This is a genomic window from Paenibacillus sp. Lou8.1 (assembly GCF_024213565.1).
In the GTDB taxonomy this organism is placed as follows: domain Bacteria; phylum Bacillota; class Bacilli; order Paenibacillales; family Paenibacillaceae; genus Paenibacillus; species Paenibacillus polymyxa_B.
Genome location: NZ_JANAVN010000019.1, coordinates 59,585 through 75,478 on the forward strand (window position 1 = coordinate 59,585; position 15,894 = coordinate 75,478).

At 42.8% G+C, this 15,894-nt stretch carries 16 protein-coding genes; 5 read left to right on the plus strand and 11 right to left on the minus strand.

Translation table 11 applies throughout. The annotated features are described in order from the left end of the window. Positions 1-322: 322 nt before the first annotated feature. The 8 genes from aguB to NLX78_RS23435 form a co-directional block, all read right to left on the minus strand. The gene (aguB, locus tag NLX78_RS23400; protein ID WP_254351670.1) at positions 323-1,198 is read right to left on the minus strand and encodes an N-carbamoylputrescine amidase; all 876 of its coding nucleotides are present in this window, start codon (positions 1,196-1,198) and stop codon (positions 323-325) included. Positions 1,199-1,227: 29 nt separating this feature from the next. After that, positions 1,228-2,259 (minus strand): agmatine deiminase family protein, encoded by a 1,032-nt coding sequence (locus NLX78_RS23405; protein WP_069291868.1) that lies wholly within the window; start codon positions 2,257-2,259, stop codon positions 1,228-1,230. Positions 2,260-2,377: 118 nt separating this feature from the next. Further along, the gene (gene yfcE / locus NLX78_RS23410; protein WP_061830162.1) at positions 2,378-2,929 is read right to left on the minus strand and encodes a phosphodiesterase; all 552 of its coding nucleotides are present in this window, start codon (positions 2,927-2,929) and stop codon (positions 2,378-2,380) included. 49 nt (positions 2,930-2,978) lie between these two features. Then, the gene (locus NLX78_RS23415; protein WP_235306295.1) at positions 2,979-3,155 is read right to left on the minus strand and encodes a maltose acetyltransferase domain-containing protein; all 177 of its coding nucleotides are present in this window, start codon (positions 3,153-3,155) and stop codon (positions 2,979-2,981) included. 22 nt (positions 3,156-3,177) lie between these two features. After that, complete coding sequence (locus tag NLX78_RS23420; RefSeq protein WP_023988486.1) at positions 3,178-3,558, minus strand: VOC family protein; 381 nt, start codon at positions 3,556-3,558, stop codon at positions 3,178-3,180. A 316-nt stretch (positions 3,559-3,874) separates the two neighbouring features. Next, on the minus strand, positions 3,875-5,290 hold the full coding sequence (locus NLX78_RS23425) for a glycoside hydrolase family 1 protein (RefSeq protein WP_235306362.1): 1,416 nt from the start codon (positions 5,288-5,290) through the stop codon (positions 3,875-3,877). A gap of 209 nt (positions 5,291-5,499) precedes the next feature. Continuing rightward, the gene (locus tag NLX78_RS23430; RefSeq protein WP_103047531.1) at positions 5,500-6,108 is read right to left on the minus strand and encodes a DUF1349 domain-containing protein; all 609 of its coding nucleotides are present in this window, start codon (positions 6,106-6,108) and stop codon (positions 5,500-5,502) included. Positions 6,109-6,143: 35 nt separating this feature from the next. After that, positions 6,144-7,052, minus strand: a complete 909-nt coding sequence (locus NLX78_RS23435) for an ROK family protein (RefSeq protein WP_081330751.1) — start codon at positions 7,050-7,052, stop codon at positions 6,144-6,146. A gap of 283 nt (positions 7,053-7,335) precedes the next feature. On the opposite strand from NLX78_RS23435, the gene NLX78_RS23440 reads away from it, so the two are divergent. The 4 genes from NLX78_RS23440 to NLX78_RS23455 all read left to right on the plus strand — a co-directional run bounded on the left by NLX78_RS23440 (position 7,336) and on the right by NLX78_RS23455 (position 11,603). After that, positions 7,336-7,701 (plus strand): ribosomal protein L7/L12, encoded by a 366-nt coding sequence (locus tag NLX78_RS23440; protein WP_446723031.1) that lies wholly within the window; start codon positions 7,336-7,338, stop codon positions 7,699-7,701. Between the two features lie 16 nt (positions 7,702-7,717). Then, positions 7,718-8,197: a Cys-tRNA(Pro) deacylase gene (ybaK, locus tag NLX78_RS23445; protein ID WP_250268915.1), complete on the plus strand. Its 480-nt coding sequence runs from the start codon at positions 7,718-7,720 to the stop codon at positions 8,195-8,197. Between the two features lie 88 nt (positions 8,198-8,285). Beyond that, positions 8,286-9,479, plus strand: a complete 1,194-nt coding sequence (locus tag NLX78_RS23450) for an oxalate decarboxylase family bicupin (RefSeq protein WP_254351697.1) — start codon at positions 8,286-8,288, stop codon at positions 9,477-9,479. A gap of 402 nt (positions 9,480-9,881) precedes the next feature. Then, entirely contained in the window at positions 9,882-11,603 is a 1,722-nt protein-coding gene (locus tag NLX78_RS23455; protein ID WP_254351671.1) for a hypothetical protein, read from the plus strand. A gap of 78 nt (positions 11,604-11,681) precedes the next feature. Here NLX78_RS23455 and NLX78_RS23460 read toward each other — a convergent pair whose 3' ends face one another. Both NLX78_RS23460 and NLX78_RS23465 read right to left on the minus strand, forming a co-directional pair. Continuing rightward, positions 11,682-11,984 carry a TetR family transcriptional regulator gene (locus tag NLX78_RS23460; protein WP_254351672.1) on the minus strand — a complete coding sequence of 101 codons (303 nt, stop codon included), beginning with the start codon at positions 11,982-11,984 and terminating at the stop codon, positions 11,682-11,684. A gap of 248 nt (positions 11,985-12,232) precedes the next feature. Continuing rightward, entirely contained in the window at positions 12,233-12,952 is a 720-nt protein-coding gene (locus NLX78_RS23465) for a YebC/PmpR family DNA-binding transcriptional regulator (RefSeq protein WP_250245220.1), read from the minus strand. Between the two features lie 236 nt (positions 12,953-13,188). On the opposite strand from NLX78_RS23465, the gene NLX78_RS23470 reads away from it, so the two are divergent. After that, complete coding sequence (locus NLX78_RS23470; protein ID WP_254351673.1) at positions 13,189-13,935, plus strand: spermidine synthase; 747 nt, start codon at positions 13,189-13,191, stop codon at positions 13,933-13,935. Here the strand turns inward: NLX78_RS23470 and NLX78_RS23475 are convergent. Then, the gene (locus NLX78_RS23475; protein ID WP_254351674.1) at positions 13,932-15,671 is read right to left on the minus strand and encodes a proline--tRNA ligase; all 1,740 of its coding nucleotides are present in this window, start codon (positions 15,669-15,671) and stop codon (positions 13,932-13,934) included. The genes NLX78_RS23470 and NLX78_RS23475 overlap by 4 nt on opposite strands. Positions 15,672-15,894 lie beyond the last annotated feature (223 nt).

Consider the following 15,894-nt stretch of genomic DNA (forward strand, 5'->3'; position numbering starts at 1 on the left):
CGAGATGTTATTGAGTACGATCATTCCTTATGATTTGATTTTATATCATCTAATTCATAAATTCTAATGCTATTTTATGTAGTGAATCATAGTTTCAGTCTATGGATTAACTGGATTGAGACATAAAAAAGGAACAAACCTGTGAGGAATGTCCCTTTTGTGTGAAAAAAATCATGCTAATATTCCGAACCGCCTACCGATCTGTTCTTTTGAAACCGTTGGGTACACGCTCCAAAATCCCCTGCCCGAAAAGCCGGGTGAGTCCAATGAAAGGAAACACCTCAGCTTGACGTCAAGGGAGACTTGTCTATCCGTATACAGATTATACTTTTAAATCACCATCATAGGTGGCAATCATATTGTACAGTTCAGGACGACGGTCACGGAAAATGCCCCATTCAATCCGTCCTATTTCCAGCTCATCCAGATCAAATTCAGCAGTAAGCACTTCCTCATCGGTACGACCCGCTTCTGCGATCTTGTTACCTTGATGTCCGGCAATAAAGGAAGAACCGTAGAATGTAATACTGGAGTCCTCGTCTGTTTCAGTTCCAATCCGATTGGAAGCAATGACTGGAATCAGATTGGAAGCCGCATGACCCAGCATGCAGGTCTGCCAGTGATCCTTGGAATCAATGGCAGAGTCCTGCGGTTCCGAGCCAATAGCTGTCGGATAGAACAAAAGTTCTGCGCCCATGAGCGCCATACAGCGGGCCGCCTCAGGGTACCATTGATCCCAGCACACGCCTACCCCAATTTTGGCATAACGTGTATTCCATACTTTAAAACCGGTATCGCCCGGATTAAAATAAAATTTTTCCTCATACCCAGGACCGTCAGGGATATGGCTTTTGCGGTATTTACCCAACACTTCACCGTCCGCGTCAATGACAGCAAGACTGTTGTAGCGCGCGTAGTTTTTCTTTTCATAAAAACTGATGGGCAGCACAACCTGTAATTCCTTGGCGATCTTCTTAAAATGGTTAACCGCCTTGTTGTGCTCCAGCTCAGTTGCATATGAATAATAATCAGACTTTTCCTTCTGACAGAAATATGGAGTCTCGAACAACTCTTGCAGCAAAATAATTTGTGCGCCCTGCGCTGCCGCTTCACGTACTAACTTCTCTGCTTTACTAATATTTTCTTCGATATTGGTAGAGCAGCTCATTTGAGTTGCAGCCACTTTTACTTTTCTCACGTTAGTCCTCCTTTTAGATGTTGTATCATTCAACGCTTTACAGCAGGCATCTGCTGGGTCGTACAGTGCACGTTACCGCCTTCACGGATGACCGCCATACCGTCTACAGTACGAATGGTGCGATCTGGAAATACATTTGCCAGCACTTGCTCAGCTGCAAGATCGCTCTTAGCGGCAGTACCGCCAAACACCGGCAAAATAATGCCGCCATTCACAAAGTAGAAGTTAATATAGCTCAGTGTCAATCGGCTATCTTCATAATCCACGCGCGGCGGCTGACCGATCCGAATCACTTCCAGCTTACGGCCTTGGGCATCCGTTGCTTGCTCCAAAATACGCAGATTTTCCTGCGTGATTTCGTAATTTTCATCCTCAGGATCATCACATACTTGCATAATGACCTTGCCAGGAGCTGCAAAGCAAGCAATATTGTCCACATGGCCATCTGTTTCGTCGCCACTAAGACCACGTTTTAGCCATATTATTTTCTCTACACCTGTATACTCACATACATACCGTTCAATTTCTTCTCTGCTTAATTCCGGATTTCGGTTGGGATTGAGCAAACACTCTTCGGTTGTAATCAGTGTGCCTTCGCCGTCTACGTGCAGTGAGCCGCCTTCCATCACAAGCGGTGCATCAAACCGTGGAACTCCAAGTTGGTCCAAAATTTGCGGCGCAACCTGGTCATCTAGATCCCATGGAGCGTATTTGCCGCCCCAGGCGTTAAACTTCCAGTTTACACCTGCCAATTGACCATGCTCGTCTGTGAGAAAAGTAGGGCCGTTGTCACGCAGCCACGCATCGCTGTGCTCAATCGGCAGGAGTTCTACCCGTTCCCCAAGTTCAAGCGCCTTAACGCTCTCCAGATCATCCGGATTTACGACCACAGTAACTGGTTCAAATTCCGCCATGGCGCGTACAATTCCGGCATACCCCTTGCATACATCAGCATGCATATCTGGGTAAACCATTGAAGATTTTACAGGCCAAGAAATATACGTGCGTTCATGTGGCGCCCATTCAGGCGGCATCTTATAATGTGAATCCTTAATTTGCATGTATTGAAGCTCTCTTTCTTTTTCATAATGTAGACTCCGCTCCTATCATACAATAATATGATCTTTGTCTCAATCGAAGCGGAAAAGTTTTAATAATTTACATTTACATTGGAATAAATTACTTTGAAAACGTGATTGCTTTCACCGTATTCCCATCAAAATCCTTCACAGTGAATTGTGCTCCCTCCAGCACACCGTAAGAGGATGGATAGTTTTCTTTTGGCAGCGAGATCGAACCGGGGTTCAGTATAAAGACCCCATTTTCCACATCTGCTACCGGAATATGAGTATGTCCCTGGATGAACACATCTCCCGCTTCCAGTGGTGGTAAATTTCCGATACTAAAGCCATGTCCGTGCGTGACATAGATTCTCCGTCCTTCATGGTGCAACAAAGCATAATCACCCATCATAGGAAACTCCAGTAGCATCTGGTCCACCTCTGCATCACAATTTCCGCGCACAGAAACCGCAATATGGGACTTGTACTTATTCAGCAGAGCTGCCACTTCTGCCGGATTATACCCTTCTGGTAACGGATTACGTGGTCCGTGGTACATATAATCTCCGAGCAGAACAAGACGATCGGCTTTCTCCTCCCTGTACTTTTCCAGTGCCAATTGCAACCAGTGTAATGAGCCGTGAATATCTGATATAAACATCAATTTCATGATTGTTTTTTCCTTTCTGAATAGGCTAAAAATATTCCACTTAAGCACATTATTGCATTATTCCCTGAACAAATCTGTGCAAAATTGTTCTTTTGTTTGGTAACACTCTATCAGTTGTCTTCCCCAGTAAAGTTTTGATGAGTGTTTCTCGTTCTTCGATATTTCTAGGATGAAGCTGATTATATTCGTGGCAGAGACTTTTGGCGTATAAACGTTCTTCAATCAACTCTTCAGAACTGGAAAGCTACTCACATTGAAATTTCCACCAAATTACCTTCTGGATCTTTAATTACGCTTTCATAATAGCCGTCACCTGTCAATCTTGGCTGACCCACAACTTCATATCCTGCATGCATGAGCTGCTCTGTCTTTTCATTCACCCGTGCTTTACTTCCAACGGAAAATGCCACATGAGCCCAGCCCGTAATATTTATCTGTGGTGAATGATCTACTCCCGTTTTACGCATAACCTCTAACCTTGCTCCATCCTCAAAGGTGATAAAATAGGACTCAAATCCTTTTGTAGCGTTATAATATTTATCGTTAGATTTTCCATCAAAATATTGTTCGTAAAAGCTTTTCATCTTTTCTAAGTCCCTCACCCAGATCGCTACATGCTCAATCTTCATTATTTTCCTCCTTCTGCTGCCCTCATCATTAAAAAATCATTAATTTATACTGGACTCAATTTTTAGCATAGTTATTATTAACGTTTTAATAAGTCTCAATATATCTCAGTAATTCATTTTTGTCCAATCTATTTATCATCAATTATCAATAAATAACGCTTACGAATCATTCATGAAAGCTCTTTCGTCTTCAGCTTGTAACTCGGTTGCTAATACCCCTAAAAAATTAGCGACCGCTTCGTAAAAGAGAAGAAACGGTCGCTATCTATAAGCCTTCATTGTATATTTAATACTTAATCACTGGTTTATTTATAAATTAACGTTTCAAGCTTTCACCGTTCGTAGCAATAACTTCTTTGTACCAATGAAACGATTTCTTCGGATATCTTTCAAGTGTACCGCTGCCATCATCATGACGGTCTACGTAAATGTAGCCATAACGTTTTTTAAGCTGAGCGGTCGAAGCGCTGACAAGGTCAATACATCCCCAAGACGTATAGCCCAAAACCTCTACTCCGTCCTCAATAGCTTCTCCAACTTGAACCAAATGATCATTCAGGTAGTTGATTCGGTAGTCATCCTCAACCGTTTTTTCGCCTTTTTCATTCGTGATCAGTTCATCAACGGCGCCCAGGCCATTTTCAACGATGAACAATGGTTTTTGGAAGCGATCATAGAACGTATTCAGGACATAACGCAGACCTTGCGGATCAATTTGCCAGCCCCACTCACTTGCCTCGAGATGCGGATTGATGACACCACCAAGGATGTTACCTTCACCTTTGACTTTTTTAGCTTCGTCAGCTGTCTCACAAGTACTCATATAATAGCTGAACGAGATAAAATCAACGGTATGCTTCAAATCTTCGGCATCACCTGGTTCAAAGTGAATAGAAATTCCGTTTTCTTTAAAGAAACGTTTCATGTAACCTGGGTATTGACCTCTTGCGTGAATATCGGCAAATGCCATGTTTCTGTGATCAAATTCCATCGCAGCAATCACATCGTCTGGATTAGGTGTTAGCGGATAAGTAGGCATACTCAGCACCATACAGCCAATTTTGAAATCAGGGTTGATCTGATGACCGATTTTTACCGCTCTTGCACTCGCTACAAGCTCATGGTGAATAGCTTGATAAAGATCTTGCTCACTAAGTTGATCTTTTGGTGTGCTAATTCCTCCACTCATGAATGGTGCTTCAAGAATGGAGTTGATTTCATTGAAAGTCAACCAGTATTTAACTTTATCTTTGTAGCGATTAAATACAGTTGTAGCATAGCGCTCATAAAAATCAACAAGCTTACGGTTTACCCAACCATCGTATTCTCTGGACAAATGTAAAGGTGTTTCATAGTGAGATAATGTAACGAGTGGCTCAATTCTATATTTGTGAAGTTCATCAAACAAATCATCATAAAATTGCAAGCCTTTTTCGTTAGGCTCCAGTTCGTCACCTTTAGGGAAGATACGTGACCATGCAATAGAAGTACGGAATACTTTGAAGCCCATTTCCGCAAAAAGTTTGATATCTTCTTTATAATGATGATAAAAATCAATACCGATCAACTTCATGTTATCTTCTGTTGGTACATCCGTAACGGGCCCCCAGCCACCACGAGGAGTTACATCCTGAATGGACCAGCCTTTTCCATCTTCTTGATAAGCGCCTTCGAGCTGATTAGCAGCAACTGCTCCGCCCCACAGGAAATCTTTTGGAAACTGTGTACTCATATTTTCTCCGCCTTTGCTGATGTTTTTCATTAACTAGATAGAAATACGTTACCTCTATGCTAATGTGTTATAAGTACTTCTAAATGAATCTTAAGGTTTGTAACGCGTTTCATGTCAAGTATTATTTTAAAAACTTCTAGAGCTTATAACTGTATTATCTTCAATAAGTACTCCCATATTTATAACTCTTCTATTATTGAGTAAAATGACTATTCTTTAATTGGCGGATCTACATGAATATCTCTATCTGGTTCAGTGCTTACCCAACGTGTAAAAATAACCTGAAAGCCGGCTCGAGTCGGCGCGCAGGCAAAAGGACCCGCCTGTTGTCCCGTTTCATAAGGAAAACGTGCTACACGTACGGTGCGCCAGCTTTGATTTTCGGTTCGAGCTCTAATGATAACTGCATCCTGTAGCTGTGAAGCACGAATCGTGACATTTTTCCCTACCCACTCAGGTACAGGAGCTAATGACCAATCGGAATAGCCATCTGTGACTACGACAGCTAATTGAGGAATTCCGTCATTTAATTCAATCCCAGCTTTAATCCACTTTTGCTGTCCTTGATACAGCATAATACCGGCCTGATCATAGAGCTCCGTAAATGAGCCTAATTGAAACGTGACTTCGATGGCAGAGCCTTCTTCCCAGTCTGTAAGCAGGGAATGTCCGCTACTGCGTTCAAATCCATACAAAGTTTTTTCCCAGTAGTCGCTTCCTTCTCTGGTTTCAACTTTAAGAAACTGGTCTTCTTCTATGGATGATACAGGGTGATTAGTCCATGTTCCTGTAGTCCATGCAATTGATTTTTGAGTCATTGATCTCATCCTCTCATGCTTTATTGAACGATGTCCTATTTCCTTTTCTCCACTAATTGCAAATTGTACGTCAGACTTTCAAGGGTCACCGAAATCAACCCATACATGTATTCATCATGCGTATCGTTTTTCACAAAAATCTCGGGCATATGTTCTTTGGGTACATCTTTTAGACAGCCGTTATAAATATCATCCAACAGAGTCGGCTTGGATAACTCTCCAGTCAAAGCGATAGATACAGGGTCTATAATTGCAATAATGGAAGTAATCGTTTGGATCGCCAGAGGAACAAATCCCTCTGTGCTATTTAACTGTTTAAGCTGTTCCTCTCTTGTTAAATCAAAGGGTAAGAAGGACACCTCCCCCGCAAACTTGGTATTTCCTTTTAACAAATGTCCGTCGACAATAAAACCCGCTCCGGGGAAATTGTCTTTGGGAAACGAAACAATAGCAAAGGTTTTATCCTCATCATAATTCTGCATGTTATAAAATCCGTAGACTGTCAAATGCATATCATTTTCAATGGTAACTTCTAATCCGTATTTATCTTGAAGCCGTGGACCTACAGGGACTCCTATGAGCAGGTCGAGATCGCAAACATCGATAATCCCTTGATGAACAACCCCAGGGATGCCAATCCCAATGGCTTTGACGTTTCCATAGTTATTAATCAGCTCTCCAATTTGGGTTTCTATGACCTCATAATCAATATGGGGCACTATGGAAGTATTCTCGATGATGATATCACCAAGCAAATTGGCAACAGCATAAGTAAGAGAATGTATACCGCCTTCCGTTTTCACATTTAAACAGATAATATATGAATAATCAGCGTTATATTTGTACCGTCTAGCCGGACGTCCGCCGTTCGATTCTTCCAATTCCGTCTCTAATACTTCCCCGGTTTGAAGAAGCTCATTCAGAATATTTCCGCAGGTTGCCACACTAAGACCTGTGATACTGGCTATGGATGACTTGGTTGCATATTCCTTGGATTTCAGTGTGTTTTTAACTAACTCTACATTAATTTGTTTAACCCGAATGGTATTATTGGAGACTGGTTGTATTTGAATACACTCCTTTTCCAGTATTTATTAAAAGGTTTATAATAAGTTGTAATATACCGCTCTGCCTGCAAAAAGTCAATTTGAACGCGTCTTCCTCTTCTCCTCCATCATCATGCTATACTATAAATAAGAAACAAATTTTTAGTGCGGTATCTTTGCGATGAAACTAAGTGAAATAGGAGGGATTCTGTTGTCAGCTATTGAGTATATAGCAATAATCGCGTTGCTCCTCTCCGTCATACTTTTAATTAAGGTCTATAGCCTTCAATCGCGTCTTAATGACCTGAAATCCGACGTGGAGCGTCTTGAAAATCGTTCAGGAATACAAGGAACATCACTGTCAGGTACCATCGCTGCCACTCCTTCACATGTTCTAGATGCAGGAGCTTCAGAAGATATCAATGAAAAGTTGCTCCTGCTAATTAGGGAAGGAAAAAAGATTCAAGCCATAAAAGAGTTGAGAACTGCTAAGGATCTTTCCCTTAAGGATGCAAAGGATTATGTCGATCAATTGGAAAAACTCTAAGAAAGGAAGAAATAAGATGAGTGCCAGCAAAACAAACGCCATGCGCATATTGGATGGGCAACACATACAATACAATATTTTGAGTTATGATCATCAAGACGGAAAAATAGACGGGATGAATGTGGCTGAGAAAATAGAGAGAGCCCCAGAAATGGTTTTCAAAACTTTGATTGCACACAGCAAACAAAATCTGTTTGTTTTTGTAATCCCTGTACATAAAGAGCTTGATCTCAAAAAAGCAGCCAAATGCGCGGGAGAGAAAAAAATTGAAATGCTTCCAGTTAAGGATTTGCAAAAGTATACGGGATATATTCGCGGTGGCTGCTCCCCCATAGGAATGAAAAAGCTCTACCCCACTTTTATCGACCAGCCTGCATTGGAACTGGAAGCCATCGTTGTGAGCGGTGGGAAAATTGGGACCCAACTGGAGTTGAGTCCACACGATTTAGCTCAAATCATTCAAGCACAGTTTGCAGATCTGACGCATACAGCATAAAACTCACCACATGATCATAAAATCTTTATGCATATTTTCTCTAATTCCTTGCTTCATCAAGCTTCAACCTGGAAAGGAAGATCTAATGATGCATAATGATTGCCCGAAAAATGTAAGAATCCCCCAACCCATCAGAAGCGATGGTGCTGGGGGCATCGACAAGGGCCCACGTGATGTGATGAGGGATCTACAAAATCCCGATATGCTGGTTCCCCCCGTAACGGACAATGGTCTCATTCCGAATATGAGATTTTCTTTTTCTGACGCCCATATGCAGCTTAATCATGGTGGGTGGTCAAGAGAAGTAACGGTAAGAGAATTACCTATTGCCACAACCCTTGCCGGGGTGAATATGAGTTTGACGCCGGGAGGTGTACGTGAGCTTCACTGGCATCAGCAGGCGGAATGGTCTTATATGCTGTTGGGAAGTGCTCGTATTACGGCAGTTGACCAAAATGGACGTAATTTTATTGCTGATGTGGGTCCCGGGGATCTCTGGTACTTTCCTCCTGGCATTCCCCACTCTATACAGGGGCTTGAGGATGGCTGTGAATTTTTGCTGGTTTTTGATGATGGCAGCTTTTCCGATCTGAACACCCTATCCATCTCGGATTGGTTCGCACATACTCCCAAAGACGTTCTTTCTGCAAATTTTGGTGTATCAGAAGCTGATTTTGCAGCAATTCCTCAAGAACAAGTATACATCTATCAGAATTCACTTCCCGGTTCAATTCAAAGCCAAGCGGTTCCCTCTCCTTACGGGACGTTGCCCCAATCCTTCAAGCATGAATTACTAGCCCAGCCCCCAATCAAAACACCGGGCGGAAGCGTACGAATCGTTGACTCCTCTAATTTTCCGATTTCCAAAACCATCGCAGCCGCCCTTGTTGAGATTGAGCCCGGAGCCATGCGAGAAATGCACTGGCATCCCAATAATGACGAATGGCAATACTATCTTACAGGGCAAGGACGGATGACTGTCTTTGGTGGTAATGGCGCTGCCCGCACATTTGATTTTAGAGCCGGAGATGTCGGATATGTGCCTTTTGCTTATGGTCATTACATTCAAAATACTGGCTCTAGCTCATTATGGTTTCTTGAAATATTTAAGAGTGACCGTTTTGCGGATATTTCACTAAATCAATGGATGGCTCTTACCCCCACAGAACTGATTCAGAGTAATTTACATGTAGGTGTTGATGTAATCTCTAATTTACGAAAGGTAAAATGGCCTGTCGTTAAGTATCCCGGGTATTCTTTTTACCCAAAGGATGGGCTCTGAAGAATCCGCTGAACGTGTGTCTTGTCCGTGCTCTCATTAAAAAAACATAATCTCATGCGCATTTCTTACTGCTTTAGGTAATTTTTTAGCGGATAGTTCCGGCCTTAAGGATTGGATTTGTATGCAAAGATATAGGCATCCCACTTTAGCCAGTAGCCTATATCTTTTGTAGCATTATAACTGGGGCAGACTCAATCCCTCCCCTTCTGGCATTTGAACATCCATCAACACTACATGTGGATGGATACGCTTCGCCATCTAATGCAATATTTTCATAATATAATATAGTAAATTACTGAAATTAATAGACAAATGCCTTATAATTACAAAAAAAATCTCTTCTAACAATTATTCATACTATTTACGCGTTATTATTCTATGATTAGGGATGTGGCTGTAATTATGATTAAAAATGAGATTTTAACAAGCTCACTACAGGAGCGCAAACAGATTGTAATCGATGATGTAGCAGCATTGGGCTATCCTTACAATGAGTACGATCAGGGGCGAAAGGTCGGTGGTTATGCGGCTATGGCCCAATTTTCAAAAGGAGATATCAGCACTGGACTTGCCTACGTCAACATTCATTTGGATCGGAACAAAGACATGTTCTGGGGAATTAACGTAATGGAAGCTTATATGAAGTTTAAAGAGTATTACACATCTGAGTTAAAGAATAAAGTAAAAGCAAAAATGCTCAGTTTTAATATTTTGAATGCCGATGGGACGGCTCTGTCGGGAAATACAGAAAATCAACGGCTCATGTACGCAGCGGTTGGGGCTGTCGGAGCGGAAGAATGGCCAGAATACCCGGTGAATTATGCTACCATCGCCAGAAGCTATCTGCTGTCCGAACTTCCCACAATTACAAAACAGGGGTACTTTGAATACGACTCTCCGACATATTTTATCCATCATGTGGGACCGCTATTGTTCATTACCGAACACTTGAAAGATGCGACATTGCGGAATATGGCCAAACTGACGTTGGAGTGGTATTTTTCCAGTATTGTAGGAGAGTGGCTGCATGGGTACTGGGTGACCAGTCAGGCCAGAACATATAATGCGCAGCAAGAGCCGGGATATACACTTGATGAGAGTGTAGTACTGCTGTGGATGTTGTTTGGAGACAGTCGTAAGCCGATATATCTCGGCAATGAAACCAATCTGAAATTTACCACGATTCCATTTGCGGTTGCGGACTACGAGTTACCAGACATTTTCAAGCGTATAGCAACAGCCCGTTCTACAACTTACACACATAAGGAACGGATGTCTAGAAACAGTAACAAACCGTATAAGACAAGCTACATCACCCCGAATTATGCCGTATTCAGTCAAAAGGACAATCGGCTCGCACAAAATCAGCTTCATCGTTGGGGCATCAAATGGGTGGGGGATACATACAGTGACGAACCAAATACGTTCTTCATGAAGCAACACTTCAGTGAGCCGATTAACTTGAATCCGTCCAACTCGGAATATTGGATTGGCGGAACGAATATGGAGGAAGTACTTCAGGACGATGGTGCACTCATTGCAGTATACAATATCACAAATTCAAATACATGGATCGACGGCCCAGTTTCATACAACGGAATTAAAGCAACGATCGAACAGGACCCATTCAACAGGAACGGCTGGGTATTCTTTCACACAGGTAAAATGCTGATGGCTGTCAGGACGGCACAACCTTACGTTTGGCCTTATGACACGGAATCGTGGAAATATGGAGGTTATCAGAGATCGTTGCGGAGTGACGGGGCAAAAAATGCAGTCATCGTTGAAACAGCACCTCTTATGGACTATGCAGGAGGTACTTGTATTAGAGAGCTTGACTGCTTTGCTGAGGCTGTACTGACGAAAACCGTAGTGGATTTCAGCGGTGTTAACGATACCAATCCCCGGGTCTATTACAAAGGATTAACAGGTAAAGAGATGGAAATCGTATATGCCACCTCACGTAAAATTCAGGGTGCAGAAGTCAATTATGCTAATTGGCCTCTGCTGGATGATCCGTGGATGCATCAGGATTATAATGGAAATAAACTCGATTTGGTTCATGATAGAGAGAGACGGACCTATGATTTCAATAACTGGAAGGTAACATCAAGCATTATGTAAGTGTCTGTCTCCAACTGACAAGGGCGCCGCAACCAGGCCATCAGGATCTGTTTGAGACGCCTTAAGCGTTCATAAAGATCAATCCAAAATTGATAGTGTCGTACGCACGATATCTCTAAGCACCTCAGTGCTTTCGCCTGTCTTAGCAGTAAATGTCAACGATAGTCGGGCATGATTTAGAAATCTGGCGATTGACAATAGCACAGATTCCGTAAAATAAATCTCCCCCTCTTTTTGGGCGCGGACTAGGGCGTTGTAATAAGCTAGCTCAAGCTTTTCAGTGTTCTCAGAAATAAAAGCTTTGATTTCATGATGATGCGGTACCTGTTCAATAGCACTGTTCATAATAAAGCATTCCTTGGACAGCCTCTTATCCGTCAAAATCCTGACAGATTCATTAAAAATTATCGCTATTGCATCCTTAACTTTCAGTATCGAATTCTTTAGCTCTTTCCAAACCTCATTTTCACCTTCCTGCCTATGATTATAATTTTTACAGACCGATCAGTCAAAAAAGTTAAAGCGATCTTATGTAGATGTTGATTCACAAAAAAACCATCGTACCGAAATACGATGGTTTAGGGATATCTATTCTATCAAAACGCTCAGATGTAAATGATGCAATCCGACTATTCGTCAGAGTCTACATTGTGGTAAACCTGCTGAACATCCTCCAAATCTTCTAATGCATCAATCAATTTATCGAATTGAACTTGTGCATCTTCTGGAAGTGAAATATCATTTTGGGCAAGCATGGTGAGCTCCGCAACGGTAAACTCAGTCACTCCTGCTTGTTTGAAAGCTTCCTGCACAGCATGGAATTGATCAGGCTCTGCATATACGATGACGGCTTCATCTTCTTCAATGATGTCACGCACCTCTACATCTGCCTCCATCAGCAGCTCCAGCACTTCATCTGCGGTTTTACCCACCAGACCAATAACTGCTGTTGAATCAAACATGTAGGCTACAGATCCGCTCACGCCCAGGCTACCGCCATTTTTAGTAAAAGCAGAACGCACATCCGATGCTGTACGATTAACGTTATTGGTCAGTGCATCTACAATGACCATGGAACCGTTCGGTCCGAAACCTTCATAACGAAGCTCTACGTAGTTTTCATCGCCAGCACCTTTTGCTTTTTCAATAGCACGGTCAATGATTGCTTTGGGTACATTGTACGTTTTTGCACGTTCTAAAACGACTCTTAATACCCGATTGGATTCAGGATCAGGTTCGCCCTGTTTGGCTGCCACATAAATTTCCACGCCAAATTTAGCATATATACGACTCGTATTAGCATCCTTGGATGCCTTCTTTTCTTTAATGTTATTCCACTTACGTCCCATAATATCCCGCTCTCTTCCTGTATGAATATACACAACGAACTTCATTATATCCTTGTATATTATATCTCCTAAAGGACATACGAACAAGTTCAAACAACTCCGTTATGGAAAAATAAACAATTCTACCTAATTAGGGATGCTTGGAAATATGAACTTTCAATTCTCCTCATCTATGGACAATCCCCCTATCCATGTCTAAGATGAGGAGGAAGTCTGACTTGAAGGAGATCATTTAATTGGAAGTCTTGTACAAAAAGTTGAGCCATAATCATGAAATCACAGTATACGAAACCACTGAGCTGTACGGTGAAAAGGGATTATTTCGGGTGATGCAGTTTTCAAATACAGCCATCCAAGGCGCGGTGGACTTGAATCATCCGCAACGCATTTTGTTCGAATATCCTAGAGCAATCATCCATCTCATGGAACTGAACGATCCGTCATTTGAAGATGTATTTATTATTGGGCACGGTATAGGTACAATAGCGGGTCATTTTACAGATAAACGCTTTAAGATTGCCGAGCTGGATGCACAAGTCGTAGAGTTCAGCCGAACATTCTTTGGATACGATCAGGATAATGTAACTGTTGGCGATGGACGACGCACTCTGGAGAAGGAAGCGCCTGATGCTTATGACTATATTATTCTGGACGCCTTCACAGAGCAGGGTACACCCTTGCATTTAGTATCCTGGGAATTTTTCAAGATGGCCAAAGAAAAGCTGGATTCCGAAGGCTCCCTGATCATGAATTTAATGGGCAAAAGTGAACACGACCATCTGATTAATGCCATTCACACAACGTTGCGTGAAGAATTCGCCTATGTCACAACTTTCTCGCTCCCCTCGGATGGCGCTGCCGATATTCAAAATATCATTATGGTAGGTCGGGACAAGCCAATCCGGTTTCAGGCACGTCAGATGGCGGACTTTCATGAGATTACACTTGGAGAAGGTCATATTCTACGGGATACAGATGCTTAGCGTAGTTCCAATATTCGTCTCTCTACATCTTCGATATGAATCGTCTCTTTGTTGCAGCTTTTTCGTTCCACTAACTCTACTTTCCCGTGTTCGGCATCTTTACCAACGACGATGCGCACGGGAATACCTACTAAATCAGAGTCTTTGAATTTAACCCCGGGCCGTTCCTCCCGATCGTCCAGCAGCACCTCCACACCGTGATCCTGCAGTTGGTTGTATAATTTCTCGGCTAATTGCATCTGAAGCCTGTCTTTCACAGAAATCGGAATGATATGAACTTGAAACGGGGCCAGCGCATGAGGCCATATCATTCCGTTCTGATCATGATTTTGCTCTACAATGGCAGAAAGGATTCGGGAAACGCCAATGCCATAGCAGCCCATAATCATCGTTTGCTCCGTTCCAGATGTATCCAGAAAAGTCGCACCCAGCTTCTCACTATATTTGGTGCCCAGTTTAAATACGTGTCCGATCTCAATCCCACGATAAAGTTTTAATTCCCCTTCGTCACATCGAGGACATCTATCCCCTTCTATTACATTCCGCAAGTCAGCCACATGCCGAAGATCTATATCGTGCCTTGGATTCACATGTCGATAATGATAATCCAGCTCATTCGCGCCTGCGATACCGCTGGACATTTGGACAACGGCGTAATCTACCCACACAGGGATCGTCAATCCGCATGGGCCTATGAACCCCGAGGGGGTTCCAGTCGCCTTTGACACGGTGTCTGCACTTGCTATTTCGAATTTTTCACTACCTAAAATATGTTTAACTTTCACTTCGTTAACCTCATGATCACCCCTGACAACTACAGCAACAGGTTGATCGTCAGCCATATAAATCAGTGTTTTGATGATTTCTTCAGGTTCTATGTGAAGCGATTCAACCAGTTGATCTATTGTACGTAGGCCTGGAGTATGGAATTTTTCCATTTTAGCTGTATCAAAAGAAGGATGGCTGACATGTTCATTTTCATCTGAGACTGGAGCTATTTCTATTTTCTCCGTCGACCGCGCCACGGCTTTTTCAAGATTAGCTGCATATTCACAGCAGGTGCATGCTACAATGGTGTCCTCTCCAATATCAGCTAGAGCCATAAATTCATGGGTTTCACCTTCGCCACCAATGGCACCCGCATCTGCTTCTACTGCACGAAAATACAAACCGCAGCGGGTGAAAATGCGCTGATATGCCTGGAACATAGTCCAATAGGTATGATCTAGTCCTTCCCAATGTGCATCAAACGAATAGGCATCCTTCATCAAGAATTCTCTGCTGCGAAGCAGGCCAAATCGAGGACGTCGTTCATCCCGAAATTTGGTTTGAATTTGATACAGGGTTACAGGCAATTTGCGATAAGAATTCACTTCATTTCGTATTAAAGACGTAATGACCTCTTCATGTGTAGGCCCCAATGCAAACTCTCGATCATGTCGATCTTGCAGACGCATCAGCTCAGGACCGTAAACATCGTATCTCCCTGATTCTTGCCATAGCTCCATTGGCTGCAATACAGGCATCAGCAACTCCCCAGCTCCGGCGCGATCCATTTCATCTCGTATGATTTGCTCTACTTTTCTGAGCACCCGTCTGCCCAATGGCATGTAGGTGTACATTCCAGCCGCCAGTTGGCGGATAAATCCTCCCCGCAGCATAAGCTGATGACTGATCACTTCGGCCTCTGCGGGTGCTTCACGCAAGGTTGTCAGTAATAATTGGCTTTGGCGCATGTGTAGCTACCTCCTTGTATGGACGATAAAATGTACGCAAAAAGACACATCCGTCAGGGACGAATGTGTCGTGGTACCACCCTTAATTTGACCGTAGCCATACACGGAACGGTCCTTCATCAGATAACGGCGCTAGCCGGTAACGGTTTATCTTACAAACCGCTACAGCTCGCAAGGCAGGGAAACGTTCATTCGCGGCGAGAAACCTTTCAGCCCATGAGTT

Bases quoted from the DNA above. Each gene is read 5' to 3' on its own strand.
- NLX78_RS23465 (WP_250245220.1), bottom strand. From the start codon at position 12,952: ATGGGACGTAAGTGGAATAACATTAAAGAAAAGAAGGCATCCAAGGAT.
- NLX78_RS23430 (WP_103047531.1), bottom strand. From the start codon at position 6,108: ATGACTCAAAAATCAATTGCATGGACTACAGGAACATGGACTAATCAC.
- NLX78_RS23440 (WP_446723031.1), top strand. From the start codon at position 7,336: ATGAAACTAAGTGAAATAGGAGGGATTCTGTTGTCAGCTATTGAGTAT.
- NLX78_RS23420 (WP_023988486.1), bottom strand. From the start codon at position 3,558: ATGAAGATTGAGCATGTAGCGATCTGGGTGAGGGACTTAGAAAAGATG.
- ybaK (WP_250268915.1), top strand. From the start codon at position 7,718: ATGAGTGCCAGCAAAACAAACGCCATGCGCATATTGGATGGGCAACAC.
- yfcE (WP_061830162.1), bottom strand. From the start codon at position 2,929: ATGAAATTGATGTTTATATCAGATATTCACGGCTCATTACACTGGTTG.
- NLX78_RS23450 (WP_254351697.1), top strand. From the start codon at position 8,286: ATGCATAATGATTGCCCGAAAAATGTAAGAATCCCCCAACCCATCAGA.
- NLX78_RS23475 (WP_254351674.1), bottom strand. From the start codon at position 15,671: ATGCGCCAAAGCCAATTATTACTGACAACCTTGCGTGAAGCACCCGCA.
- NLX78_RS23425 (WP_235306362.1), bottom strand. From the start codon at position 5,290: ATGAGTACACAGTTTCCAAAAGATTTCCTGTGGGGCGGAGCAGTTGCT.
- NLX78_RS23455 (WP_254351671.1), top strand. From the start codon at position 9,882: ATGATTAAAAATGAGATTTTAACAAGCTCACTACAGGAGCGCAAACAG.
- NLX78_RS23405 (WP_069291868.1), bottom strand. From the start codon at position 2,259: ATGCAAATTAAGGATTCACATTATAAGATGCCGCCTGAATGGGCGCCA.